The 18,865-nt window shown below is 66.1% G+C and carries 17 protein-coding genes and 1 riboswitch; of the genes, 12 read left to right on the forward strand and 5 right to left on the reverse strand.

Going from position 1 to position 18,865, the window contains the following annotated elements; all coding sequences use genetic code 11:
- Positions 1–55: 55 nt before the first annotated feature.
- The gene (locus L0U83_RS11630; protein WP_028205977.1) at positions 56–253 is read left to right on the forward strand and encodes a hypothetical protein; all 198 of its coding nucleotides are present in this window, start codon (positions 56–58) and stop codon (positions 251–253) included.
- A 294-nt stretch (positions 254–547) separates the two neighbouring features.
- On the opposite strand, the gene L0U83_RS11635 is transcribed toward L0U83_RS11630, so the two are convergent.
- On the reverse strand, positions 548–925 hold the full coding sequence (locus L0U83_RS11635) for a hypothetical protein (RefSeq protein ID WP_233882829.1): 378 nt from the start codon (positions 923–925) through the stop codon (positions 548–550).
- Positions 926–1,144: 219 nt separating this feature from the next.
- On the opposite strand from L0U83_RS11635, the gene glpK reads away from it, so the two are divergent.
- The gene (glpK, locus tag L0U83_RS11640) at positions 1,145–2,680 is read left to right on the forward strand and encodes a glycerol kinase GlpK (protein ID WP_233882839.1); all 1,536 of its coding nucleotides are present in this window, start codon (positions 1,145–1,147) and stop codon (positions 2,678–2,680) included.
- 135 nt (positions 2,681–2,815) lie between these two features.
- Positions 2,816–3,502 (forward strand): HAD family hydrolase, encoded by a 687-nt coding sequence (locus L0U83_RS11645; protein ID WP_233882841.1) that lies wholly within the window; start codon positions 2,816–2,818, stop codon positions 3,500–3,502.
- 119 nt (positions 3,503–3,621) lie between these two features.
- On the opposite strand, the gene ribB is transcribed toward L0U83_RS11645, so the two are convergent.
- The 4 genes from ribB to L0U83_RS11665 all read right to left on the reverse strand — a co-directional run bounded on the left by ribB (position 3,622) and on the right by L0U83_RS11665 (position 7,406).
- Positions 3,622–4,350: a 3,4-dihydroxy-2-butanone-4-phosphate synthase gene (ribB, locus tag L0U83_RS11650; RefSeq protein ID WP_233882851.1), complete on the reverse strand. Its 729-nt coding sequence runs from the start codon at positions 4,348–4,350 to the stop codon at positions 3,622–3,624.
- A 164-nt stretch (positions 4,351–4,514) separates the two neighbouring features.
- Positions 4,515–4,688: riboswitch (FMN riboswitch) on the reverse strand.
- Positions 4,689–4,834: 146 nt separating this feature from the next.
- Complete coding sequence (locus tag L0U83_RS11655; protein WP_233882853.1) at positions 4,835–5,566, reverse strand: helix-turn-helix domain-containing protein; 732 nt, start codon at positions 5,564–5,566, stop codon at positions 4,835–4,837.
- 189 nt (positions 5,567–5,755) lie between these two features.
- Positions 5,756–6,943, reverse strand: a complete 1,188-nt coding sequence (locus L0U83_RS11660; protein ID WP_233882855.1) for an MFS transporter — start codon at positions 6,941–6,943, stop codon at positions 5,756–5,758.
- A 37-nt stretch (positions 6,944–6,980) separates the two neighbouring features.
- Positions 6,981–7,406 carry a VOC family protein gene (locus tag L0U83_RS11665; RefSeq protein ID WP_233882856.1) on the reverse strand — a complete coding sequence of 142 codons (426 nt, stop codon included), beginning with the start codon at positions 7,404–7,406 and terminating at the stop codon, positions 6,981–6,983.
- A 115-nt stretch (positions 7,407–7,521) separates the two neighbouring features.
- Here L0U83_RS11665 and L0U83_RS11670 point away from each other — a divergent pair, with 115 nt between their 5' ends.
- The 9 genes from L0U83_RS11670 to glyS all read left to right on the forward strand — a co-directional run bounded on the left by L0U83_RS11670 (position 7,522) and on the right by glyS (position 18,849).
- Entirely contained in the window at positions 7,522–8,493 is a 972-nt protein-coding gene (locus L0U83_RS11670) for a LysR family transcriptional regulator (RefSeq protein WP_233882858.1), read from the forward strand.
- A 278-nt stretch (positions 8,494–8,771) separates the two neighbouring features.
- Positions 8,772–10,145 (forward strand): tRNA (N6-isopentenyl adenosine(37)-C2)-methylthiotransferase MiaB, encoded by a 1,374-nt coding sequence (miaB, locus tag L0U83_RS11675; protein WP_233882862.1) that lies wholly within the window; start codon positions 8,772–8,774, stop codon positions 10,143–10,145.
- Positions 10,146–10,190: 45 nt separating this feature from the next.
- Entirely contained in the window at positions 10,191–11,324 is a 1,134-nt protein-coding gene (locus L0U83_RS11680) for a PhoH family protein (protein ID WP_233882863.1), read from the forward strand.
- A gap of 35 nt (positions 11,325–11,359) precedes the next feature.
- Complete coding sequence (ybeY, locus tag L0U83_RS11685) at positions 11,360–11,821, forward strand: rRNA maturation RNase YbeY (RefSeq protein ID WP_110384371.1); 462 nt, start codon at positions 11,360–11,362, stop codon at positions 11,819–11,821.
- Positions 11,822–11,830: 9 nt separating this feature from the next.
- Positions 11,831–12,520: a gamma-glutamylcyclotransferase gene (locus L0U83_RS11690; RefSeq protein ID WP_233882864.1), complete on the forward strand. Its 690-nt coding sequence runs from the start codon at positions 11,831–11,833 to the stop codon at positions 12,518–12,520.
- A 186-nt stretch (positions 12,521–12,706) separates the two neighbouring features.
- Positions 12,707–13,600: a CorC family transporter gene (locus L0U83_RS11695; protein ID WP_233882866.1), complete on the forward strand. Its 894-nt coding sequence runs from the start codon at positions 12,707–12,709 to the stop codon at positions 13,598–13,600.
- A gap of 195 nt (positions 13,601–13,795) precedes the next feature.
- Positions 13,796–15,487: an apolipoprotein N-acyltransferase gene (lnt, locus tag L0U83_RS11700; RefSeq protein ID WP_233882868.1), complete on the forward strand. Its 1,692-nt coding sequence runs from the start codon at positions 13,796–13,798 to the stop codon at positions 15,485–15,487.
- 238 nt (positions 15,488–15,725) lie between these two features.
- Entirely contained in the window at positions 15,726–16,733 is a 1,008-nt protein-coding gene (glyQ, locus tag L0U83_RS11705; protein WP_233882870.1) for a glycine--tRNA ligase subunit alpha, read from the forward strand.
- Between the two features lie 16 nt (positions 16,734–16,749).
- Entirely contained in the window at positions 16,750–18,849 is a 2,100-nt protein-coding gene (gene glyS / locus L0U83_RS11710) for a glycine--tRNA ligase subunit beta (RefSeq protein WP_233882872.1), read from the forward strand.
- Positions 18,850–18,865 lie beyond the last annotated feature (16 nt).

The raw sequence follows: 18,865 nt of genomic DNA on the forward strand, positions 1-18,865 counted from the left end.
CGCCGCCCCGCGGGCCGCAACCAGCGACCTCTGATGCGGCAACACGGAGAGAACGATGCTGAGTCCGCATGAATTCGCCACCCTGCTGCTAGTACAGGACGCCCCCAACCAGCTCGACATGGAGCGAGAAGAACTGGACGCCTTGCTCGAACGACAGCTCGTCCAACTGGAGCGCCTTGCATCAGGCCTTCAGCAATGGCGACTAACCGAAATCGGCGACTCTGCGTTGCGCGCCATCAAACGGTGTTCGTAGCCTGATCCTGCGGGCCAAGTGCCCGCCCAGCCACAGGCTCCATTGCCCTCTTTCGATTTGCGCGGACGAATGAATCGTCCGCGAGCCCGGCTTGTCGGGCACGTCCCCGATGCAGGCGCACGGCAGTAGACGTACGCGCCTGCAGTGCATGGTCACGCGGACCCGCGCGCTTCATGCCCGCGTGACCATTTTTTTGCGCCTTCGTATGCCCTCGTGCGCGGCGCGTGCTGACTCGCACCCACGCGTGCCTCCACGCACGCGCGCATGCACACGTCCTGCCACGCCTCGCCCCGCCTAGCCCGCTCGCAGCGTGGGGTCGACCGCCGCCCGCCAGCTCAGCGCCTGCGCGCGCTGCGTATTAAGGAAGTTCACCCACTCGCCCCGCGCCTCTCCGTTACCGCTCTTGCCGAGCGTGGTGTATTGCTGCGCGAGCTGTGCCTGGAAGCCGCAAAACTGGTCTTGGGGCAACCTGCCGCGCCGATTGGCGACCCAGGCGTCGAACATGGCCGCGTAGACGCCCGGCGCGTACACACCGAAATCGACCGCCTGGCCGCCGCACATCTGCTGCAAAGCGGCGAGCGACGGTGCGCGCCCCCCGCCTTCCGGGCCCGGCGGCGCGCCCACGCACCCCGCGAGCAGCACGGCCGCACCGAACATTGCAATTGCACGCATGATTGCCTCGTTATCGTTTTCGACTGGTTAGAACGACTGCATCCCGACCCGGTTATTGTCGCACCGAGGCGCGCCAGCGACACCCTGACCGTTCGGCCGAGTCGAGCGCAATTCGCTTTCGGGCTATGCTGGTTTCGATGCCACGCCCCTCGGCGCGCGCCTGCCGCCGGCAGGCCGCCGCAGTGCGTACCGCCGCGCACCACCCAAGGAGACTGGACGATGCCTCAGTCGCACGCTGAGTCGTACATCCTCGCGCTGGACCAAGGCACGACGAGCTCACGCGCCCTGCTGCTCGACCGCAGCGGCGCGATCGTCGCGCTCGCGCAGAAGGAGTTCGCGCAGCTTTACCCGCGGCCCGGCTGGGTCGAGCATGACCCGCGCGACATCTGGTCAAGCCAGGCAGGCGTCGCGGCGGAGGCGCTCACGCGCGCGGGCGTCGGGGCCGCTGCTATTGCGGGCATCGGCATCACGAACCAGCGCGAAACGACCATCGTGTGGGACCGTGCAACGGGTCAACCCGTGTACAACGCCATCGTCTGGCAGGACCGCCGCACGGCCGGCTATTGCGACGAATTGAAAGCGCGCGGCCTCGAGCCGATGGTGCGCGCGAAAACCGGCCTGCCGATCGACGCATACTTTTCGGCCACGAAAATCCGCTGGATTCTCGATCATGTCGAAGGCGCGCGCGAAAAAGCGGCCGCGGGGCAGCTTGCGTTCGGCACAGTGGACAGCTGGCTGCTGTGGCACTTCACACGTGGCGCGTTGCACGCCACCGACGTCACCAACGCCGCGCGCACGATGCTCTTCGACATCCACACGCTGCGCTGGGACGACGACCTGCTCGCGCTCTTCGAGATTCCGCGCAGCATGCTGCCGGAGGTGCGTTCGTCCTCTGAGATCTATGCGCGCACGGCCGCGTCGCTCTTCGCAGCGGAAATCCCGCTTGCCGGCGTGGCCGGTGACCAGCATGCGGCGCTCTTCGGGCAGATGTGCCTGCAGCCCGGCATGGTGAAGAACACGTATGGCACCGGCTGCTTTCTCGTGATGAACACCGGCGCGCGGCCTATCGAGTCGAGCCACAACCTCGTCACCACCATCGCGTGGCAAGCGCTTGGGCAAACGCAATATGCGCTGGAGGGCAGCATCTTCATCGCGGGCGCCGTGGTGCAATGGCTGCGCGACGGGCTCGGCATCATCCGCACCGCCGCGGAAATCGAACCGCTTGCTGCCAGCGTGGCGCACAGCGACGGCGTGTACCTCGTCCCTGCATTCGCCGGACTCGGCGCGCCGCACTGGAACGCGCACGCGCGCGGCACGGTGTTCGGGCTCACGCGCGGCACGACCGCGGCGCATATCGCACGCGCCGCGCTCGACGCCATCGCGTATCAATCGTTCGACGTCCTTGCCGCCATGGAGGCCGATTCGGGTATGCGCGCGAACGAACTGCGCGTGGATGGCGGCGCCAGCGCGAACGATCTGCTCATGCAGTTCCAGGCCGATCTGCTGGGCGTGAATGTGTTGCGGCCGCGCTCGAGCGAGAGCACCGCGCTGGGCGCGGGATATCTGGCCGGACTCGCGGTGGGCTTCTGGCGCGATATCGACGAACTCCAGCAACATTGGAGCCTCGAGCGCCGCTTCACGCCTTCGTTGGCGCGCGACGATGCCGCCAGGTATCTGGCCGGCTGGCAGCGCGCGATTGGCGCAGCGAAAGCGTGGGCCGATGCCGGCGCGGCAAACGCATCGGACGACGTCTGAGCGTCGTGGGCCACGCGTGCGCTGCGTCCAGAAAGCAAAAGCACGTATCATGGGGGGTTTCCACCTTCCAGCCTGCCTGGCTCAGGCGCGCGCGCCGGCCCCTGGCCGCGCGTTGCCCGGCCTCTCGTTTCACGCATGATCGACCATCTCATCTGCGACTGTGACGGCGTGCTCGTCGACAGCGAAGTCATCGCCGACCGCGTTCTCTTCGAAACGCTCAGCAGCACCTTTCCCGGCATCGACTTTCACGCCGCCGTGAACGCAGCGTTTGGCCAGCAGACCTCGCGCTTTCTCGCTGACGTTGCGGCGCGCTTCAATCTCACGATGCCCGACGACTTTCTCGAGACGATCGAACATCGTTGTGAAGCGGCCATTGCCGAGTCGGTGAGCCCGATCAACGGCGTGCGCGACGCCTTGCGCCAGGTGACGCTTCCTGCCGCCGTCGTTTCGAACAGCCGGCTCACGCGCGTGCACGCTTCGGTGCGGCGCGCCGGGCTCGACACGATCTTCGGCGAGCGTATCTTCAGTGCCGAGCAGGTCTTGCGGCCCAAGCCTTATCCGGACGTCTATCTTCACGCGGCGAAGCAGCTCGGCGTCGAGCCGGCGCGTTGCATCGTCGTCGAGGACAGCATTTCGGGTTTGAACGCCGCGCGCGCGGCAGGCATGAAGACGATCGCGTTCGTGGGCGCGAGCCACATTCCTTCGGGCTACGCCGACGTGCTGCGCGAGATGGGCATCACGCGCATCATGGCGCACATGGAAGAGCTGCCGGCGCTCGTCGAGGCCGGCGTACGCGGCGAATTCGGCGACGTGCAGTCGTAAGGCTGCGCGTGCGGCACGCGGGCAGACCGCACGAGCCGCAGAGGCCGCAAGCGCCGCAGTGAAAACGAGTCGCGGCGCCGGGCGGCGCCACGTCTGTCACCCCGCTACTTCAGCGCGCCTCAGGCCGGTTCGGCGCAGCGCTCGCGCGCCGTGGCGAGCGACTCGCGAAACGCCACAAGTTCGGCAATCGAGAGCATCGGCAGGTTGTGCAGCTTCGCAAAGTCATCGACCTGCTTGCCGCGCGCCATCGTGCCATCGGGGTTCATCAGCTCACACAGCACGCCGGCAGGCGCGAGGCCCGCGAGCGCCGCCAGATCGACAGTGCCTTCGGTATGGCCGCGGCGTGCCAGCACGCCGCCCTGCTGCGCGCGCAGCGGGAACACGTGGCCCGGACGCACGATATCGGCAGGCTTCGCATTCGGAGCGATCGCAGCGCGGATCGTCGTCACGCGGTCGGCGGCCGAAACGCCTGTGCTAACGCCCTCGCGCGCTTCGATCGAGACCGTGAACGCGGTGCGGTTGCGGCTTTCGTTGTGGCTCACCATCGGCGGCAGTTCGAGCGCTCGCACTTTCTCGTCGGAGAGGCACAGGCACACGATGCCGCTGCATTCGCGGATGAAAAGCGCCATCGTTTCGGGCGTCAGGCGTTCGGCGGCAACGATCAGATCGGCTTCGTCCTCGCGGTCGTGGTCGTCCTGCAGCACGACCGGACGGCCTTCGCGCATGGCTTGCAACGCGGCGGCAATGCGCGGCGGCACCGGCTCGGAATCGATGAACGGGAGATCGGCGGCGGCGTCGAGCGGCGCGCCCTGGGATGAAGCGAGAGTGGTACTGGCAGTAAGGGACATGTGAAACGCTCCTCGCGAGAGTTAGGCGAAAAACGTTTCAGGGCATTGCAAACAGACAGGATTCCCCGGCACGCGTCATTCGGCACACGTGCGGCTCCCCCAAAAAATGGGGACGCACACGCATCGGCCGAAACGCCGCGGCGGATGGGCAAACATGACCATCTGCACATCTTCTTTCATCCGGACTATGACCGTCGGCTCTGGCTTCGCACCAGATCTGCTGACCCTGCGCATCACATCATGACGCTCGCGCAGGCGCTCGCGGGCTCGTCGGCTTTGCCTTTCGGCGCGGCCGGCATACCGCCGGTGGGGAATTTCACCCCGCCCTGAAGACGCACTGATTACCGGATCAACCGGCGGGCAAAGGATACAACACGCCGCAAAACCGTGCAGCGCGAAAAACTACGACTAGACAACGTCTTCAAAACAGGTTTTGTGCGATGCCGCATCGGCAGGCGCGCCGCCATGCGAGACGCGACGCGATTCATGCCGGCTGAACCGCCACGGCCGCGACCGCATCGACCGTCCTGAGCGCTTCGATTGCCGAAGCCGCCTCGCCGCCAGCGGGCGCGGCGGGCACGTCCCAGCGCGGCGGCGTCTCGGCGTTGAGCGTCACGCGAAACACGCGCGCTTCGGTGTCGCCCGGGTTGCGCAGGCTATGCGGCTGGTCGGCGTCGAAAAGAATCGCGTCGCCCGTGGCGAGCAGTTGGCGCCGATCGTGCACGCTCACTTCGAGCGTGCCCTCGCTCACCACGAGGTTCACCGTCGTGCCGGGTAGGCGGCGCACGCCGGGCTCGGTATGCAGCGGCGCGATGCGCAGTTCGTGAAACTCGGCTGCAGCGGGCTCCCCTTCCGGATAGAGCGCGCGTGCCGAATAACGGCCGTCGGCGGAAACGAGGCGTGGCGCGCGCTCGGCGGGCAAATGCTCGAAGCCGTTCACGGCATGCCGCCGCAGGAACGCCGAGACCGAGACCTTCAGCGCCGCCGCCACTTTGCAAAGCACCTTGATCGACGGCACGCTGCGCGCCGACTCGACCTGCGCGAGCATCGCGCGCGAGACACCCGAGGCGCGAGCGAGCGCATCGAGCGAAAGCTGGCGCTCGGCGCGCAGGCGCGCGAGGTTCACGCCTACGAGATGCTCGAGGGCCTCGTAAGATCCTTCGGTGTGCGCAATATTGGGCTGTGCATCGCGCACGAGCGCGAGGGGTGAATGCATGGCTGCCTCCAGGCGCGCCGCGTCATTGCGGCGCAAGAGCATGAATGGAGGCAAGACTAGCATTGCGATTTGCCGCGCCCAACGAAGTTATCTTCACACTGTTATCAGCATTGCAGAGCGCGAATCCGGGATTGCTTTCGCACCCTGCGCATAAGGCGCATTGCCTTCCGCAGTGCCTCCATCAGGCGCTCACGTATTCTGCCGCGCCGCCACGCTCGCATGGCGCACCGGTGCGTTGCGTGCGTCGAGCCGCGCGGCCGCCCAGGTGAGCGCGAGCGCCGCCACCGAAACGGCTGCGGCCACCCACGGCAGCGAATCGAGCGCCACGCCGTGCGCAATGGCGAGACCGCCCATCCATGCGCCCATTGCATTGCCCACGTTGAACGCGCCGATGTTCAGCGTCGAAGCGAGATTCGGCGCCGCCGCAGCCTTCGCGACCACGCGCATCTGCAAGGGCGGCACGGTCGCGAACGCGGCGATGCCCCACACGAACACGGTGATCGCGGCAGGCCACATGGCATGGCTTGTCTTCGTGAAGATGGCCATGACCACGGCAAGCATCACGAGTATGCCCATGAGCGAAGGCATCAGCGCGCGGTCCGCGAGCTTGCCGCCGAGCGTGTTGCCGAGTGTGAGGCCTACGCCGAACAGCACGAGCATCAGCGTCACGCCGCGCGGCGAGAAGCCGCCCACCTGTTCGAGAATCGGCGCGATGTAGGTGAACACGACGAACACGCCGCCAAAGCCCAGCACCGTCATGCCGAGCGCGAGCCACACCTGCGGGTCGCGCAGCACGCGCACTTCGTGGCCGAGGCCTGCGGGGCCGCTGTCGTGATGGTTGGGAACCAGTGCGGTCACGCCGATCAGCGAAATCACGCCAAAGCCGCTTACGATCCAGAACGCCACGCGCCAGCCGAACTGCTGGCCAATGGCCGTGCCGAACGGCACGCCCAGCACGGTCGCAAGCGTGAGCCCGGTGAACATCAGCGCGATGGCGCTCGCCCGCTTTTCCTGCGGCACGAGCGACGCGGCCACCACGGCGCCAATGCCGAAGAACGAGCCGTGCGCGAACGACGCGACGACACGCGCGACCATCAGCAGCGAATAGTTCGACGCGACGGCGCACATCACGTTGCCGACGATGAACACGCCCATCAACAGTTGCAGCGCGAGCTTGCGAGGCATGCGACTCGTGAGCGCGGCGAGCAGCGGCGCGCCGGCCGCCACGCCGAGCGCATAGCCGGTAACGAGCAGGCCCGCGGCGGGAATCGTCACGTTCAGATCGCGTGCGACGTCGGGCAACAGGCCCATGATGAGGAACTCGGTGGTGCCGATGGCAAAGGCGCTAATGGCCAGCGCGAGCAAGGGAATAGGCATCGAAATCTCCGAAAATCAGCCTTGATTCAAGTTGGCTTCAGTGGGAATCAGGCCACAGCGAGGCCGCCGCGCCAGCGGGCATCGACGTCACGAACTCGACGACTACGCCCGGCGCGAGCGCGACGAAAAGCTGCACTTCCGCGCTCGCGGGCACCTCGGCCAGCTGGTACGGCACGCGATGCGCGGCAAGCCGCTCGACGAGCGCGCGCCACGCTTCACCGGGCGCCACCCGAAACGCCACGTGATCGATGCGCGGCGCCACGAGCGCAGACGACGCATTTGGCAACCGCGCGGGTACGGTCGCGTCGACCAGATGGATGACCGGGCGGCCGTTCGCGTAGAGCCAGTGACCGTCCACACGAAACGGCGGACGCGGGCCGTCGCCCAGGCCGACGATGTCGCGAAAGAAGCGGCATGCGCCTCCGAGGTCGGGCGTGACGAGGGTGACGTGATCGAGTTGCATGGCTTGCGTGCCGAGGCAGATGTCCTGAAAACACGCGCATTGTCGCGGCTACGCTCAAATTTGATAATTGGCGTAGCATTTGAATCATTTTCAATCGTTTTCTAATAATCGCGCGATGGACAAGCTCGGTGATGTGCGCCTTTTCGTGGAGGCCTCCCGCCTCGGCAGCCTTTCCGCGGCGGGCCGCAAGCTCGGCCTCACGCCGGCGGCGGCCAGCGCCCGGCTCGCGCGGCTCGAAGCGGAGCTGCATGCGCGTCTTTTCGACCGCACCACCCGCCAACTGCGCCTCACCGACGAAGGCCGCCTCCACCTCACCTGCAGCGAGCACGCGCTGCGCTCGCTCGACGATGCCAAGGCGGCCTTGCAGGAGGGCCAGAACGCGGTGCGCGGCAAGGTGCGCATTTCGGCGACCTCGGATTTCGGCCGCAATCTGCTGATGACCTGGCTCGACGAATTCCGCGCGCTCTACCCCGACGTGCGTTTCGCGCTGATGCTGACCGACTCGCTCTCGAACCTCGTGCTCGAAGACATCGATCTCGCGATCCGTTTCGGCACGCCGCAGGACAGCTCGCTCGTGGCGCGCTGGCTCGCACCGAACCGCCGCGTGCTGTGCGCCTCGCCCGCATACCTCGCGCGCTGCGGCGAACCGCGTGAGCCAACCGATCTGGCCCGTTTCGACTGCATCGTGATCGGTTCGGCGGCGGGGCCGGTGAACGAATGGCGCTTCACGCGCGGCGACGAAACGCAGACCTACACGGTGCCGCTCGACGGCGCGCTCGAATCCACCGATGGCGAAGTGGCACGCCAGTGGGCGCTGTGCGGCTACGGACTTGCGGTGAAGTCGATCTGGGATGTCGCCGACGATCTGCGCGCCGGGCGGCTAAAGACCGTGATGCCCGAGTGGCGCTACCCCGACGCACCGTTGCATGCGCTCTATCACCGCAACCGCTTTCTCGCGCCGCGCGTGCGGGCGTTGCTCGATTTCCTCACCGAGCGTTTCACGCAGACTTCGGGCGAACTGGAGGCGCTGGCGCCCTGCACGGATCCGGCCGTTGCGACGCAAAGCCAAAGGCGCAAACGGATATAATGTTGGATTGCGCAGACAGCGATCCGCAGCCGCATCCGCATTGATAAATGTGCGTCGGCAAAACGAAGTGAAAAGCAAAGCGGAACGTCCCAAGTTGCAAAACACGCATTGCGCGCATTGCCAGAAACAGGATGCCAGTGCCGGTCTCATAGCCGGCCTCCCCGCACCCCGATTCTGCCCCCATAAAACACCGTAGTCCTGACGTGCAAACCGCGCATCACGCGCGTGCATCAAGCGGACGACGCCCCCAGGTCAACCACTGCGAACGGCGAACCCCGATGACCAAGAAAGTTTATGTAAAGACCTTTGGCTGCCAGATGAACGAGTACGACTCCGACAAGATGGTCGACGTACTCGGCGCCGCCGAAGGTCTCGTGAAGACCGACACACCCGAAGACGCGGACGTCATTCTCTTCAACACCTGCTCGGTGCGCGAAAAGGCGCAGGAGAAGGTCTTCTCCGACCTCGGCCGCGTGCGCGAGCTGAAAGAAGCGAACCCGAACCTGATCATCGGCGTGGGCGGCTGCGTGGCGAGCCAGGAAGGCGCGGCGATCGTCGCGCGCGCGCCGTACGTGGACGTCGTGTTCGGCCCGCAAACGCTGCACCGCCTGCCGCAGATGATCGACGCGCGCCGTGCCTCGGGCCGCGCGCAGGTGGACATCACCTTCCCCGAAATCGAGAAGTTCGACCATCTGCCGCCCGCGCGCGTGGAAGGTCCGAGCGCGTTCGTCTCGATCATGGAAGGCTGCTCGAAATACTGCAGCTACTGTGTCGTGCCCTACACGCGCGGTGAAGAAGTCTCGCGTCCGCTCGACGACGTGCTCACCGAAATCGCCGGCCTCGCGGACCAGGGCGTGCGTGAAGTCACGCTGCTCGGCCAGAACGTGAACGCTTATCGTGGCGCGCTGACCGCTGGCGCACACGACGTCGCCGACTTCGCCACGCTCATCGAATACGTCGCGGAAATCCCCGGCATCGAGCGCATCCGCTACACGACTTCGCACCCGAAGGAATTCACGCAACGCCTGATCGACACCTACGCGAAGGTGCCCAAGCTCGTGAGCCACCTGCATCTGCCGGTGCAGCACGGCTCGGACCGCGTGCTCATGGCGATGAAGCGCGGCTACACCGTACTCGAGTACAAGTCGATCATCCGCAAGCTGCGCGCGATCCGCCCGGACCTGTCGCTCTCCACGGACTTCATCGTCGGCTTCCCCGGCGAGACCGAAGAGGACTTCCAGAAGATGATGGCGCTCGTCGAAGAGATGAGCTACGACACGAGCTTCTCGTTCATCTACAGCCCGCGCCCGGGCACGCCCGCCGCGAATCTCGAAGACGACACGCCGCGCGAGGTGAAGCTCAAGCGCCTGCAGCACCTTCAGGCCACGATCGAAGAGAACGTGGCCCGCATCAGCCACTCGATGGTTGGCAAGGTCGAGCGCATTCTCGTGGAAGGCCCTTCGCGCAAGGACCCGAGCGAACTGTCGGGCCGCACGCAGAACAACCGTGTGGTGAACTTCCCGGCGCCGCTTGCTTCGCACGCGCGCCTGATCGGCCAGATGATCGACGTGAAGATCAACCACGCGTACCCGCACTCGCTGCGCGGCGAACTCGTGCTCGCGCACGAAGATGCCTCGACGCTCGCGCATTAATCGGCTCGGCGCACCCACCCAGGAATTCAGGAGTTCAGAGACACCTTGAAGCCCAATCAGCAGCATCTGGAATTCACCGCGCCGCGCGACGACAACGCGCGGCTCGCCAACCTCTGCGGCCCGCTCGACGAAAACCTGCGGCAGATCGAGCAAGCGCTCGACGTGACGCTCGCGCGGCGCGGCCATCGCATCACCATTCGCGGGCGCGGCGCCAAGCTGGCGCTCGCGGCGCTCGAGAACTTCTACAACCAGGCGCGCGACCCGCTTTCCGTCGACGACATTCAGCTCGCGCTCGTCGAAGCACGACACCCGGCGAACTTCGGCAGCAACTCGGCGAACGATCCGCGCGGCAATGGCAACGGCGGCGTGCGCGGCAATGTGAACGGCGGCAACAGTGGCAGCAACGACGCCAGCGAGATCGACCCGCGTTTTCGCGGCGACCCTGATCATCCGTTCGACGAACCCGCGCGCGAAGACGTCGATGTCGAAGAACTGGGCCCGAAGCTCTACACGCGCCGCGCCGACCTGCGTGGGCGCACACCCGCGCAGCGCGAGTACCTCAAGCAGATCATCTCGCACGACGTGACGTTCGGCATCGGGCCCGCGGGCACCGGCAAGACTTATCTCGCCGTGGCCTGCGCCGTGGACGCGCTCGAACGCGATCAGGTGAAGCGCATCGTGCTCACGCGCCCGGCCGTGGAAGCGGGCGAGCGTCTCGGCTTCCTGCCGGGCGATCTCTCGCAGAAGGTCGATCCGTATCTGCGTCCGCTGTACGACGCGCTTTACGATCTGCTCGGCTTCGACAAGACCGCGAAGATGTTCGAGCGCCAGATGATCGAAATCGCGCCGCTCGCCTACATGCGCGGGCGCACGCTCAATCACGCGTTCATCATTCTCGACGAGGCGCAGAACACCACGCCGGAGCAGATGAAGATGTTCCTCACGCGCATCGGCTTCGGCTCGAAGGCGGTCGTGACCGGCGACACCACGCAGATCGACTTGCCGCGCGGCCACAAGAGCGGCCTGATCGAAGCGCAGCATGTGCTCAAGGACGTGCGCGGCATCGCCGTCACGCACTTCACGAGTGCGGACGTCGTGCGCCATCCGCTCGTCGCGCGTATCGTCGAGGCTTATGACGCGCATTCGAAAAAGGTCGAAGGCGCAGGCGACGCGCGCTAACGCCGCCGCCTGCGTCGTTTCATTGCTTTAGCCCCATGCCCCGCGCACCAAAACTCAAACTGACCGTGCAGTTCCCCGCCGCAAAGGCGTTCCCCGAGCACAAGGCCGCGCTGCCGCGCGCCACCGTGGCGGCGTGGCTCAAGGCCGCGCTCTTCGCGGACGCGGAGCTGGCCGTGCGCTTCGTCGATGCCGAGGAAGGCCGCACGCTCAACCGCACTTATCGCGGCAAGGACTACGCGACCAACGTGCTCACCTTCGCCTATGCGGAGAGCGAGGACGATCCGGTCACGGGCGATCTGATCCTGTGCTGCCCCGTGGTGGAGAAGGAAGCCGCAGAGCAGGGCAAGCCGCTCGCCGCGCACTATGCGCACCTGCTCGTGCACGGCGCGCTGCACGCGCAGGGTTACGATCACGAGGACGAGGCCGAAGCCGAAGAGATGGAAGGCATCGAAACCGAAGTGCTCAACTCGCTAGGCTTTCCTGATCCGTACAAGTAAGCCCCCGCCATGAACGACAAACGCACGCCCGACTTCGCCGAACCCTCAGCGCTGCCCGAGGCGGGCGATGCGAGCGTGCCCTGCCCCGGCTATCCGCCCTCGCTCGGCGAGTCGCGGCTCCTGAGCGAAGACGAACTGCGGGCCTCGCTCGACTGCACGCTAAAGGTGAAAGGCTGGGACGGCGCAAGCGACATCTGGCTCTTCGGCTATGGCTCGCTGATCTGGAACCCAGGCCTGCCCACCGTCGAGAACGTGCGTTCGCGTGTGCACGGCTACCATCGCGGGCTTTACCTGTGGTCGCGCGTAAACCGCGGCACGCCCGAGCAACCGGGCCTCGTGCTCGCGCTCGACCGCGGCGGCTCGTGTGCGGGCGTCGCGTTCCGTCTTGCGGCCGAAGGCGTGATGCCGCACCTCGAAGCGCTCTGGCGCCGCGAGATGCCGATGGGCTCCTACCGCCCTGCCTGGCTGCCCTGCGTGCTCGGCGACGGCCGCCGTGTCGACGCGCTCGCCTTCGTCATGCGGCGCGATGTGCCGTCGTACACCGGCAAGCTTTCCGAAGCGACGGTGCGCACCGTGTTCGGCTGCGCGTCGGGCCGCTACGGCACGACGCTCGACTACGTGCGCCGCACCGTGGACGCGCTGCGCGAGAGCGGCATGCGCGACCGCGCGCTGGAGCGGTTGCTCGCGCGCTGCGCGTGAGCGCCGTGTAACGGCATGGGTCTTTTTCGTCCACCGGGCGGCCACGCCGCATCTGCGTTAGGATTGATCTGCCGGTGTGCAACGTGTGCGCCGTGTGTGCCATTACACGGTCGCGCCACAGGCGTGTTGTATCCTTAACCCTCCGCAACAGCGCGCCCTGCCCCAAGCGGCAAAGGGCGCACCACCATGAACGACTCCTATCCCAGTCGACGCCAGACCGACAAACCGCAGGAAAAGCGCTCCTTACTCGAGCGGCTGACCGACTTCATCTCGCCCGAGCCCGACTCACGCAGCGAGCTTCTCGAAATCCTCCAGGACGCGCACGCGCGCAACCTGATCGACGCCGATTCGCTTTCGATGATCGAAGGCGTGTTCCAGGTGTCCGAGCTTTGCGCGCGCGACATCATGATCCCGCGCGCCCAGATGGACGCGATCAACATCGCCGAAAGTCCTGACGAATTCATTCCGTTCGTGTTGGAGAAGGCGCACTCGCGCTACCCCGTGTACGACGGCAATCGCGACAACGTGATCGGCGTGCTGCTCGCGAAGGACCTGCTGCGCTACTACGCCGAAGAGGAATTCGACGTGCGCGGCATGCTTCGCCCGGCCGTGTTCATCCCCGAGTCCAAGCGCCTGAACGTGCTGCTGCACGACTTTCGCCAGAACCGCAACCACATCGCCATCGTCGTGGACGAATACGGCGGCGTGGCCGGTCTCATCACGATCGAGGACGTGCTGGAGCAGATCGTCGGCGACATCGAGGACGAGTACGACTTCGACGAGGAAAGCGGCAACATCATCGCCTCGCCCGACGGGCGCTTCCGCGTGCGCGCGCTCACCGAGATCGAGCAGTTCAACGAGTCGTTCGGTACCCATTATTCGGACGAGGAAGTCGATACGATCGGCGGGTTCGTGACGAACCACTTCGGGCACGTGCCGCATCGCGGGGAAAAAGTGCGCATCGGCGATCTGATCTTCGAGGTGCTTCGCGCCGACGCGCGCCAGGTCCACATGTTGCTGGTGCGGCGCGACCCGATGGCAGGACAGCGCGAAGCCGCGCTGCAGCCGCCGGGCACCTGAGTTCACGCGATCGCGCCTCGCATGCGCAGACGACGCCAGCCTTCGGGCTGGCGTTTTGCTTCGAGCGCGCCGAAGCACCGATCCGTCCCCAGGAGGCCTTCCCGGTAACGACGCACGAAAGTGCTATCGTTGCGCTCGTCGCGCAATCCGCGCTCGCGCCTTCATCGCGCATTTCATCGCATTCCACCGCACCGCATGGCCGAACCGATCGATACCCGCACGCGCACCGAGCCGCGCGCGACCGAAACCACCAACGGCGCCGCGCGCCGCGCGCTGCCCTTCTGGCACTATCTCGCCGCCGCCGCGCTGGGCGCGCTCAACACGTTGTCGTTCGCGCCCACGCCGCACGGCGGCTGGCTCGCCATTGCGATCTTCGCGCTGTTCTATTTCTGGCTCACGCGCACGACCGGCTGGAAGACCGCGCTCTTCACCGGCTGGGCATTCGGCTTCGGCAACTTTGTGAGCGGCGTGTGGTGGCTCTACGTGAGCATGCACTTCTACGGCGGCATGCCCGCGGTCCTCGCGGGCGCGGCGCTCGTGCTGTTCTCGCTCTACCTCGGTATGTATCCGGCGCTCGCCGCGCTCATCTGGTCGTTCTGCGCCGGACATGCGAAGAATGGACGCAGCGGCGAATTGCCGTTTTCGCCGACGTGGCACGGCGCCTTCGCGTTCGCAAGCGCGTGGGCGCTCGGTGAATGGGCGCGCGGCTATGTGTTCACCGGCTTTCCCTGGCTTGCGAGCGGCTACGCGCAGGTGGACGGTCCGCTCGCCGGTTTCGCGCCGATCGTCGGCGTGTATGGCGTGGGCTGGGTGCTCGCGCTCGTCGCCGCGCTCATCGCACAGGCGGTTTTGCGCGTGCGAGGCGCGAATCACCAGGCCGCCGCAGCGCCCTCGCGCGGCGCGGTCGCGACGCCGGCGCTGCTCGCTGTCGCCGTAATCGCGGCCGGCCTGCTGCTCTCGCTCGTCTCGTGGACGCAACCCTCCGGCACGCCGCTCAACGTGCGTCTGCTGCAAGGCAACGTCAAGCAAGAGATGAAGTTCTCCGAGTCGGGCATGATCGACGCGCTCAACGAATTCCAGAAGCTCATCACCGAAAAGGCCGCCGATCTCGTCGTCACGCCCGAAACCGCCGTGCCGGTGCTCGTGCAGGAGATTCCCGAGAAGTTCGGCCGCGATATCCGCGCCTTCGCCGACGGTACGAATACGGCCATCCTGTTCGGTGCAGTGGGCGGCACGATCACGTCCGACGGACGCGTAATCGACTACACCAACAGCCTGTTCGGCATCACGCCGGGCCACAACGGCCTCTATCGCTACGACAAGCATCACCTCGTGCCCTTTGGCGAGTTCGTGCCGTGGGGCTTCCGCTGGTTCGTCAATCTCATGAACATCCCGCTCGGCGACTTCGCGCGCGGGGCGCCCGTGCAGCCGCCCTTCCTCGTCCACGGTGAACTCGTGGCCGTGAACATCTGCTACGAGGACATCTTCGGCGAGGAAATCGCGCGCATCGTGCGCGAGAGCCCGACCTCGCCGGGCATCCTCATCAACTCGACGAACCTCGCGTGGTTCGGCGACACCATCGCGCTCGACCAGCATCTCCAGATCGCACGGATGCGCTCGCTCGAAACCGGCCGGCCAATGCTGCGCGCGACCAACACGGGCGCGACCGCCGCCATCGACGCGAAAGGCCGCGTGATAGCCCGTCTGCCTACGTTCACGGCGGGCTCGCTCGACGTGAAGGTGGAAGGCACGAGCGGCTTCACGCCCTACGTGACGAGCGGCAACAACACCGTGATCGCCGTTTCGTTGCTGTTGCTGGCGCTCGGCTTTGCGTTCGGGCCGGCCTTCAAGGGCGCGAAGGAACGCAAACCGGCGAACGGGAAATAAGGCGCGCGCAAGGTCACGCCGACGACCCAACCACACCGCTGCCGGCCGCCGGAACCCCGTCCAGGTCTCAAGGCTCCGGCAATCCGGTAAAATTCAACGTTTTAGCACTTGGCCGCCTCCCGGCCCGGGCCACGCAAGGGGAAAGGGCAAGGCGGAGCATCGCCGCCCCGCCGGCGCGCTCGCTTGGGCAGGCCGCCGCATTCCGCTCCCGAAAGCCCGAAAGACACTGCAGGCACACATGCTCACGTTTCAGCAAATCATCCTGACGCTCCAGTCTTACTGGGACAAGCAGGGCTGCGCACTGCTCCAGCCGATCGACATGGAAGTCGGCGCCGGCACCTCGCACGTCCACACCTTCCTGCGCGCGATCGGCCCCGAGCCGTGGCGCGCGGCCTACGTGCAGCCCTCGCGCCGCCCGAAGGACGGCCGCTACGGCGAGAACCCGAACCGCTTGCAGCACTACTACCAGTACCAGGTGGTGCTCAAGCCCGCGCCGGAGAACATTCTCGACCTGTATCTCGGCTCGCTCGAGGCGCTCGGCTTCGACCTGAAGCAGAACGACGTGCGCTTCGTCGAAGACGACTGGGAGAACCCCACGCTCGGCGCCTGGGGCCTCGGCTGGGAAGTGTGGCTCAACGGCATGGAAGTCACGCAGTTCACCTACTTCCAGCAGGTGGGCGGCATCGACTGCAAGCCGGTGCTCGGCGAAATCACCTACGGTCTCGAGCGTCTCGCGATGTATCTGCAGAAGGTCGAGAACGTCTACGACCTCGTCTGGACCGAGTGGGAAGAGCAAGGCCCGAACGGCCCGGAAATGCGCCGCCTCACGTATGGCGACGTCTATCACCAGAACGAAGTCGAGCAATCGACCTACAACTTCGAGCACGCGAACGTCGACCTGTTGTTCACGTTCTTCAACGCGTACGAGAGCGAAGCGAAGCGCATGATCGATCTGCAGCTCGCGCTGCCCGCCTACGAGCTCGTGCTCAAGGCCGGCCACACGTTCAACCTGCTCGACGCGCGCGGCGCGATCTCCGTGACGGAGCGTGCAGCGTACATCGGCCGCATTCGCGCGCTTTCGCGCAGCGTGGCGCAGTCGTACTACGAGTCGCGCGAGAAGCTCGGCTTCCCGATGCTCGGCAACCCCGTGCACGGCGTGCCTGGCCTCACCACCGACGAACAGGACGCCGCGATGCCCGCCTGGGCGCCGCCGCTGAAGGTCGAACGCAAGTTCGACGAGGAATGACCGGATCTCTAGAACAATGACGCAAGCTCATCACGCCACTCTCCTCGTCGAACTGCTGACCGAGGAACTGCCGCCGAAGGCCCTCGCGCGCCTGGGCGACGCGTTCGCCGAAGGCATCGCCCAGCGCCTCGCCGCGCGCGACCTGATCGAAGGCGATCTCTCGTTCGAACGCTACGCCACGCCGCGACGCCTCGCTGTCACGATCAAGAACGTGCGCAGCGTCGCGCCCGAAAAACAGGTGCGCGAAAAAGTGCTGCCCGTTTCGGTCGCGCTCGACGCGAACGGCCAGCCCACCGCGCCGCTCGCGAAGAAGCTCGCGGCGCTCGGCTTCCCCGATTTCCCCGTGAGCGACCTCGAACGCGCAAGCGACGGCAAGAACGAAGCGTTCTTCCTGCGCTACTCGGCGCCGGGCGCGACGCTCGCCGACGGCCTGCAAGCCGTGCTCGACGAAGCGCTCGGCAAGCTGCCAATTCCGAAGGTCATGACCTACCAACGCCCGGACGGCAGCAACGTGCAATTCGTGCGCCCGGTGCATCGCCTCACGGTGCTTCATGGCGAGCAGATCGTGCCGGTCACGGCATTCGGCGTTGACGCCGACGACACTACGCGCGGCCACCGCTTCCTCTCCGAAGGCCTGATCGCCATCCAGCACGCCGACGATTACGCGCACACGCTCCAGCACAAGGGCTTCGTGATCGCGAGCTACGCCGACCGCCGTGAGTCGATCCGCGCGCAACTCATCGAACAGGCCGGTAGTGACAAGGTCGTGATGCCCGAGTCGCTGCTCGACGAAGTGAATTCGCTCGTCGAATGGCCAGTCGTCTACGCGTGCAAGTTCGAGGACGAATTCCTGCAGGTGCCGCAGGAATGCCTGATCCTCACGATGCAGACGAACCAGAAATACTTCGCGCTCACCGACGATCAGGGCCGCCTGCGCTCGCGCTTCCTGATCGTCTCCAACATCGCGACGCAAACGCCCGACGAGATCGTCGAAGGCAACGAACGCGTCGTGCGCCCGCGTCTGGCCGACGCGAAGTTCTTCTTCGAGCAGGACAAGAAGAAGCCGCTGGCCGACCGTGTGCCGCTGCTCGCGAACGTGGTTTATCACAACAAGCTCGGCTCGACGCTGCAGCGCGTGGAGCGCCTCGAAGCGCTCGCGGGCCAGATTGCCGTACTTTCCGGCGCCGATGTCGCGCTCGCGAAACGCGGCGCACGCCTTGCGAAGGCCGACTTGCTCACCGACATGGTCGGCGAGTTCCCCGAACTGCAAGGCACCATGGGCACGTACTACGCGCGCCACGACGGCGAGCCCGAAGAAGTGGCGATTGCGTGCTCCGAGCACTACCAGCCGCGCTTCTCGGGCGACGCGCTGCCCGCTACCACGACGGGTACGATCGTAGCGCTCGCGGACAAGCTGGAAACGCTCGTCGGCATCTGGGGCATTGGCCTCGCGCCTACGGGTGAGAAGGACCCGTTCGCGCTGCGCCGCCACGCGCTGGGCGTGCTGCGCATTCTCGTCGAGAAGCAACTGCCGCTCGACCTGGTCGAACTGCTGCGCGCCACGTACGCGCAATTCGCGGGCATCGAGGCGGTGACGGAATCGACCCAGGCCATCTACGAGTTCTGCATGGACCGCCTGCGCGGCATGCTGCGCGAACGCGGCTTTGCGGCGACCGAAGTGGACGCCGTGCTCGCACTGAATCCCACGCGCTTCGACGACATCGTCTCGCGACTGGACGCGGTGCGCGAATTCGCAGCGCTCGCGGAAGCGGCCTCGCTCGCGGCAGCCAACAAGCGCATCTCCAACATCCTCAAGAAGTCCGAGGGCGTGGAAGACGCCAGCGTGCAAATCGCCCTATTCGTCGAAGCCGCCGAGAAGGCGCTCTACGCGCAGCTCGAACAGGTCGCGCCGCGCGTGGAAACGCAACTCGCCGCACGCGAGTACACGGGCGCGCTCACCGCGCTCGCGGCGCTGCGCGAAACCGTGGACACGTTCTTCAACGACGTGATGGTCAACGCCGAAGACCCGGCGCTGCGAGCGAACCGCCTCGCGCTGCTCAAGGCGCTGCATCGGCAGATGAACAGCGTCGCGGACATCTCGCGACTCGCTGCATAAGCTGAACTGAGCGAGA

It is taken from the genome of Paraburkholderia flagellata (genome assembly GCF_021390645.1).
GTDB classification, from domain to species: Bacteria; Pseudomonadota; Gammaproteobacteria; order Burkholderiales; family Burkholderiaceae; genus Paraburkholderia; species Paraburkholderia flagellata.

Coding starts and splice junctions, on each gene's coding strand:
- glyS (WP_233882872.1), top strand. CDS start 16,750: ATGACGCAAGCTCATCACGCCACTCTCCTCGTCGAACTGCTGACCGAG.
- L0U83_RS11660 (WP_233882855.1), bottom strand. CDS start 6,943: ATGCCTATTCCCTTGCTCGCGCTGGCCATTAGCGCCTTTGCCATCGGC.
- L0U83_RS11695 (WP_233882866.1), top strand. CDS start 12,707: ATGAACGACTCCTATCCCAGTCGACGCCAGACCGACAAACCGCAGGAA.
- L0U83_RS11670 (WP_233882858.1), top strand. CDS start 7,522: ATGGACAAGCTCGGTGATGTGCGCCTTTTCGTGGAGGCCTCCCGCCTC.
- L0U83_RS11630 (WP_028205977.1), top strand. CDS start 56: ATGCTGAGTCCGCATGAATTCGCCACCCTGCTGCTAGTACAGGACGCC.
- L0U83_RS11645 (WP_233882841.1), top strand. CDS start 2,816: ATGATCGACCATCTCATCTGCGACTGTGACGGCGTGCTCGTCGACAGC.
- L0U83_RS11690 (WP_233882864.1), top strand. CDS start 11,831: ATGAACGACAAACGCACGCCCGACTTCGCCGAACCCTCAGCGCTGCCC.
- L0U83_RS11635 (WP_233882829.1), bottom strand. CDS start 925: ATGCGTGCAATTGCAATGTTCGGTGCGGCCGTGCTGCTCGCGGGGTGC.
- glpK (WP_233882839.1), top strand. CDS start 1,145: ATGCCTCAGTCGCACGCTGAGTCGTACATCCTCGCGCTGGACCAAGGC.
- ribB (WP_233882851.1), bottom strand. CDS start 4,350: ATGTCCCTTACTGCCAGTACCACTCTCGCTTCATCCCAGGGCGCGCCG.
- lnt (WP_233882868.1), top strand. CDS start 13,796: ATGGCCGAACCGATCGATACCCGCACGCGCACCGAGCCGCGCGCGACC.
- miaB (WP_233882862.1), top strand. CDS start 8,772: ATGACCAAGAAAGTTTATGTAAAGACCTTTGGCTGCCAGATGAACGAG.
- L0U83_RS11665 (WP_233882856.1), bottom strand. CDS start 7,406: ATGCAACTCGATCACGTCACCCTCGTCACGCCCGACCTCGGAGGCGCA.
- glyQ (WP_233882870.1), top strand. CDS start 15,726: ATGCTCACGTTTCAGCAAATCATCCTGACGCTCCAGTCTTACTGGGAC.
- ybeY (WP_110384371.1), top strand. CDS start 11,360: ATGCCCCGCGCACCAAAACTCAAACTGACCGTGCAGTTCCCCGCCGCA.
- L0U83_RS11655 (WP_233882853.1), bottom strand. CDS start 5,566: ATGCATTCACCCCTCGCGCTCGTGCGCGATGCACAGCCCAATATTGCG.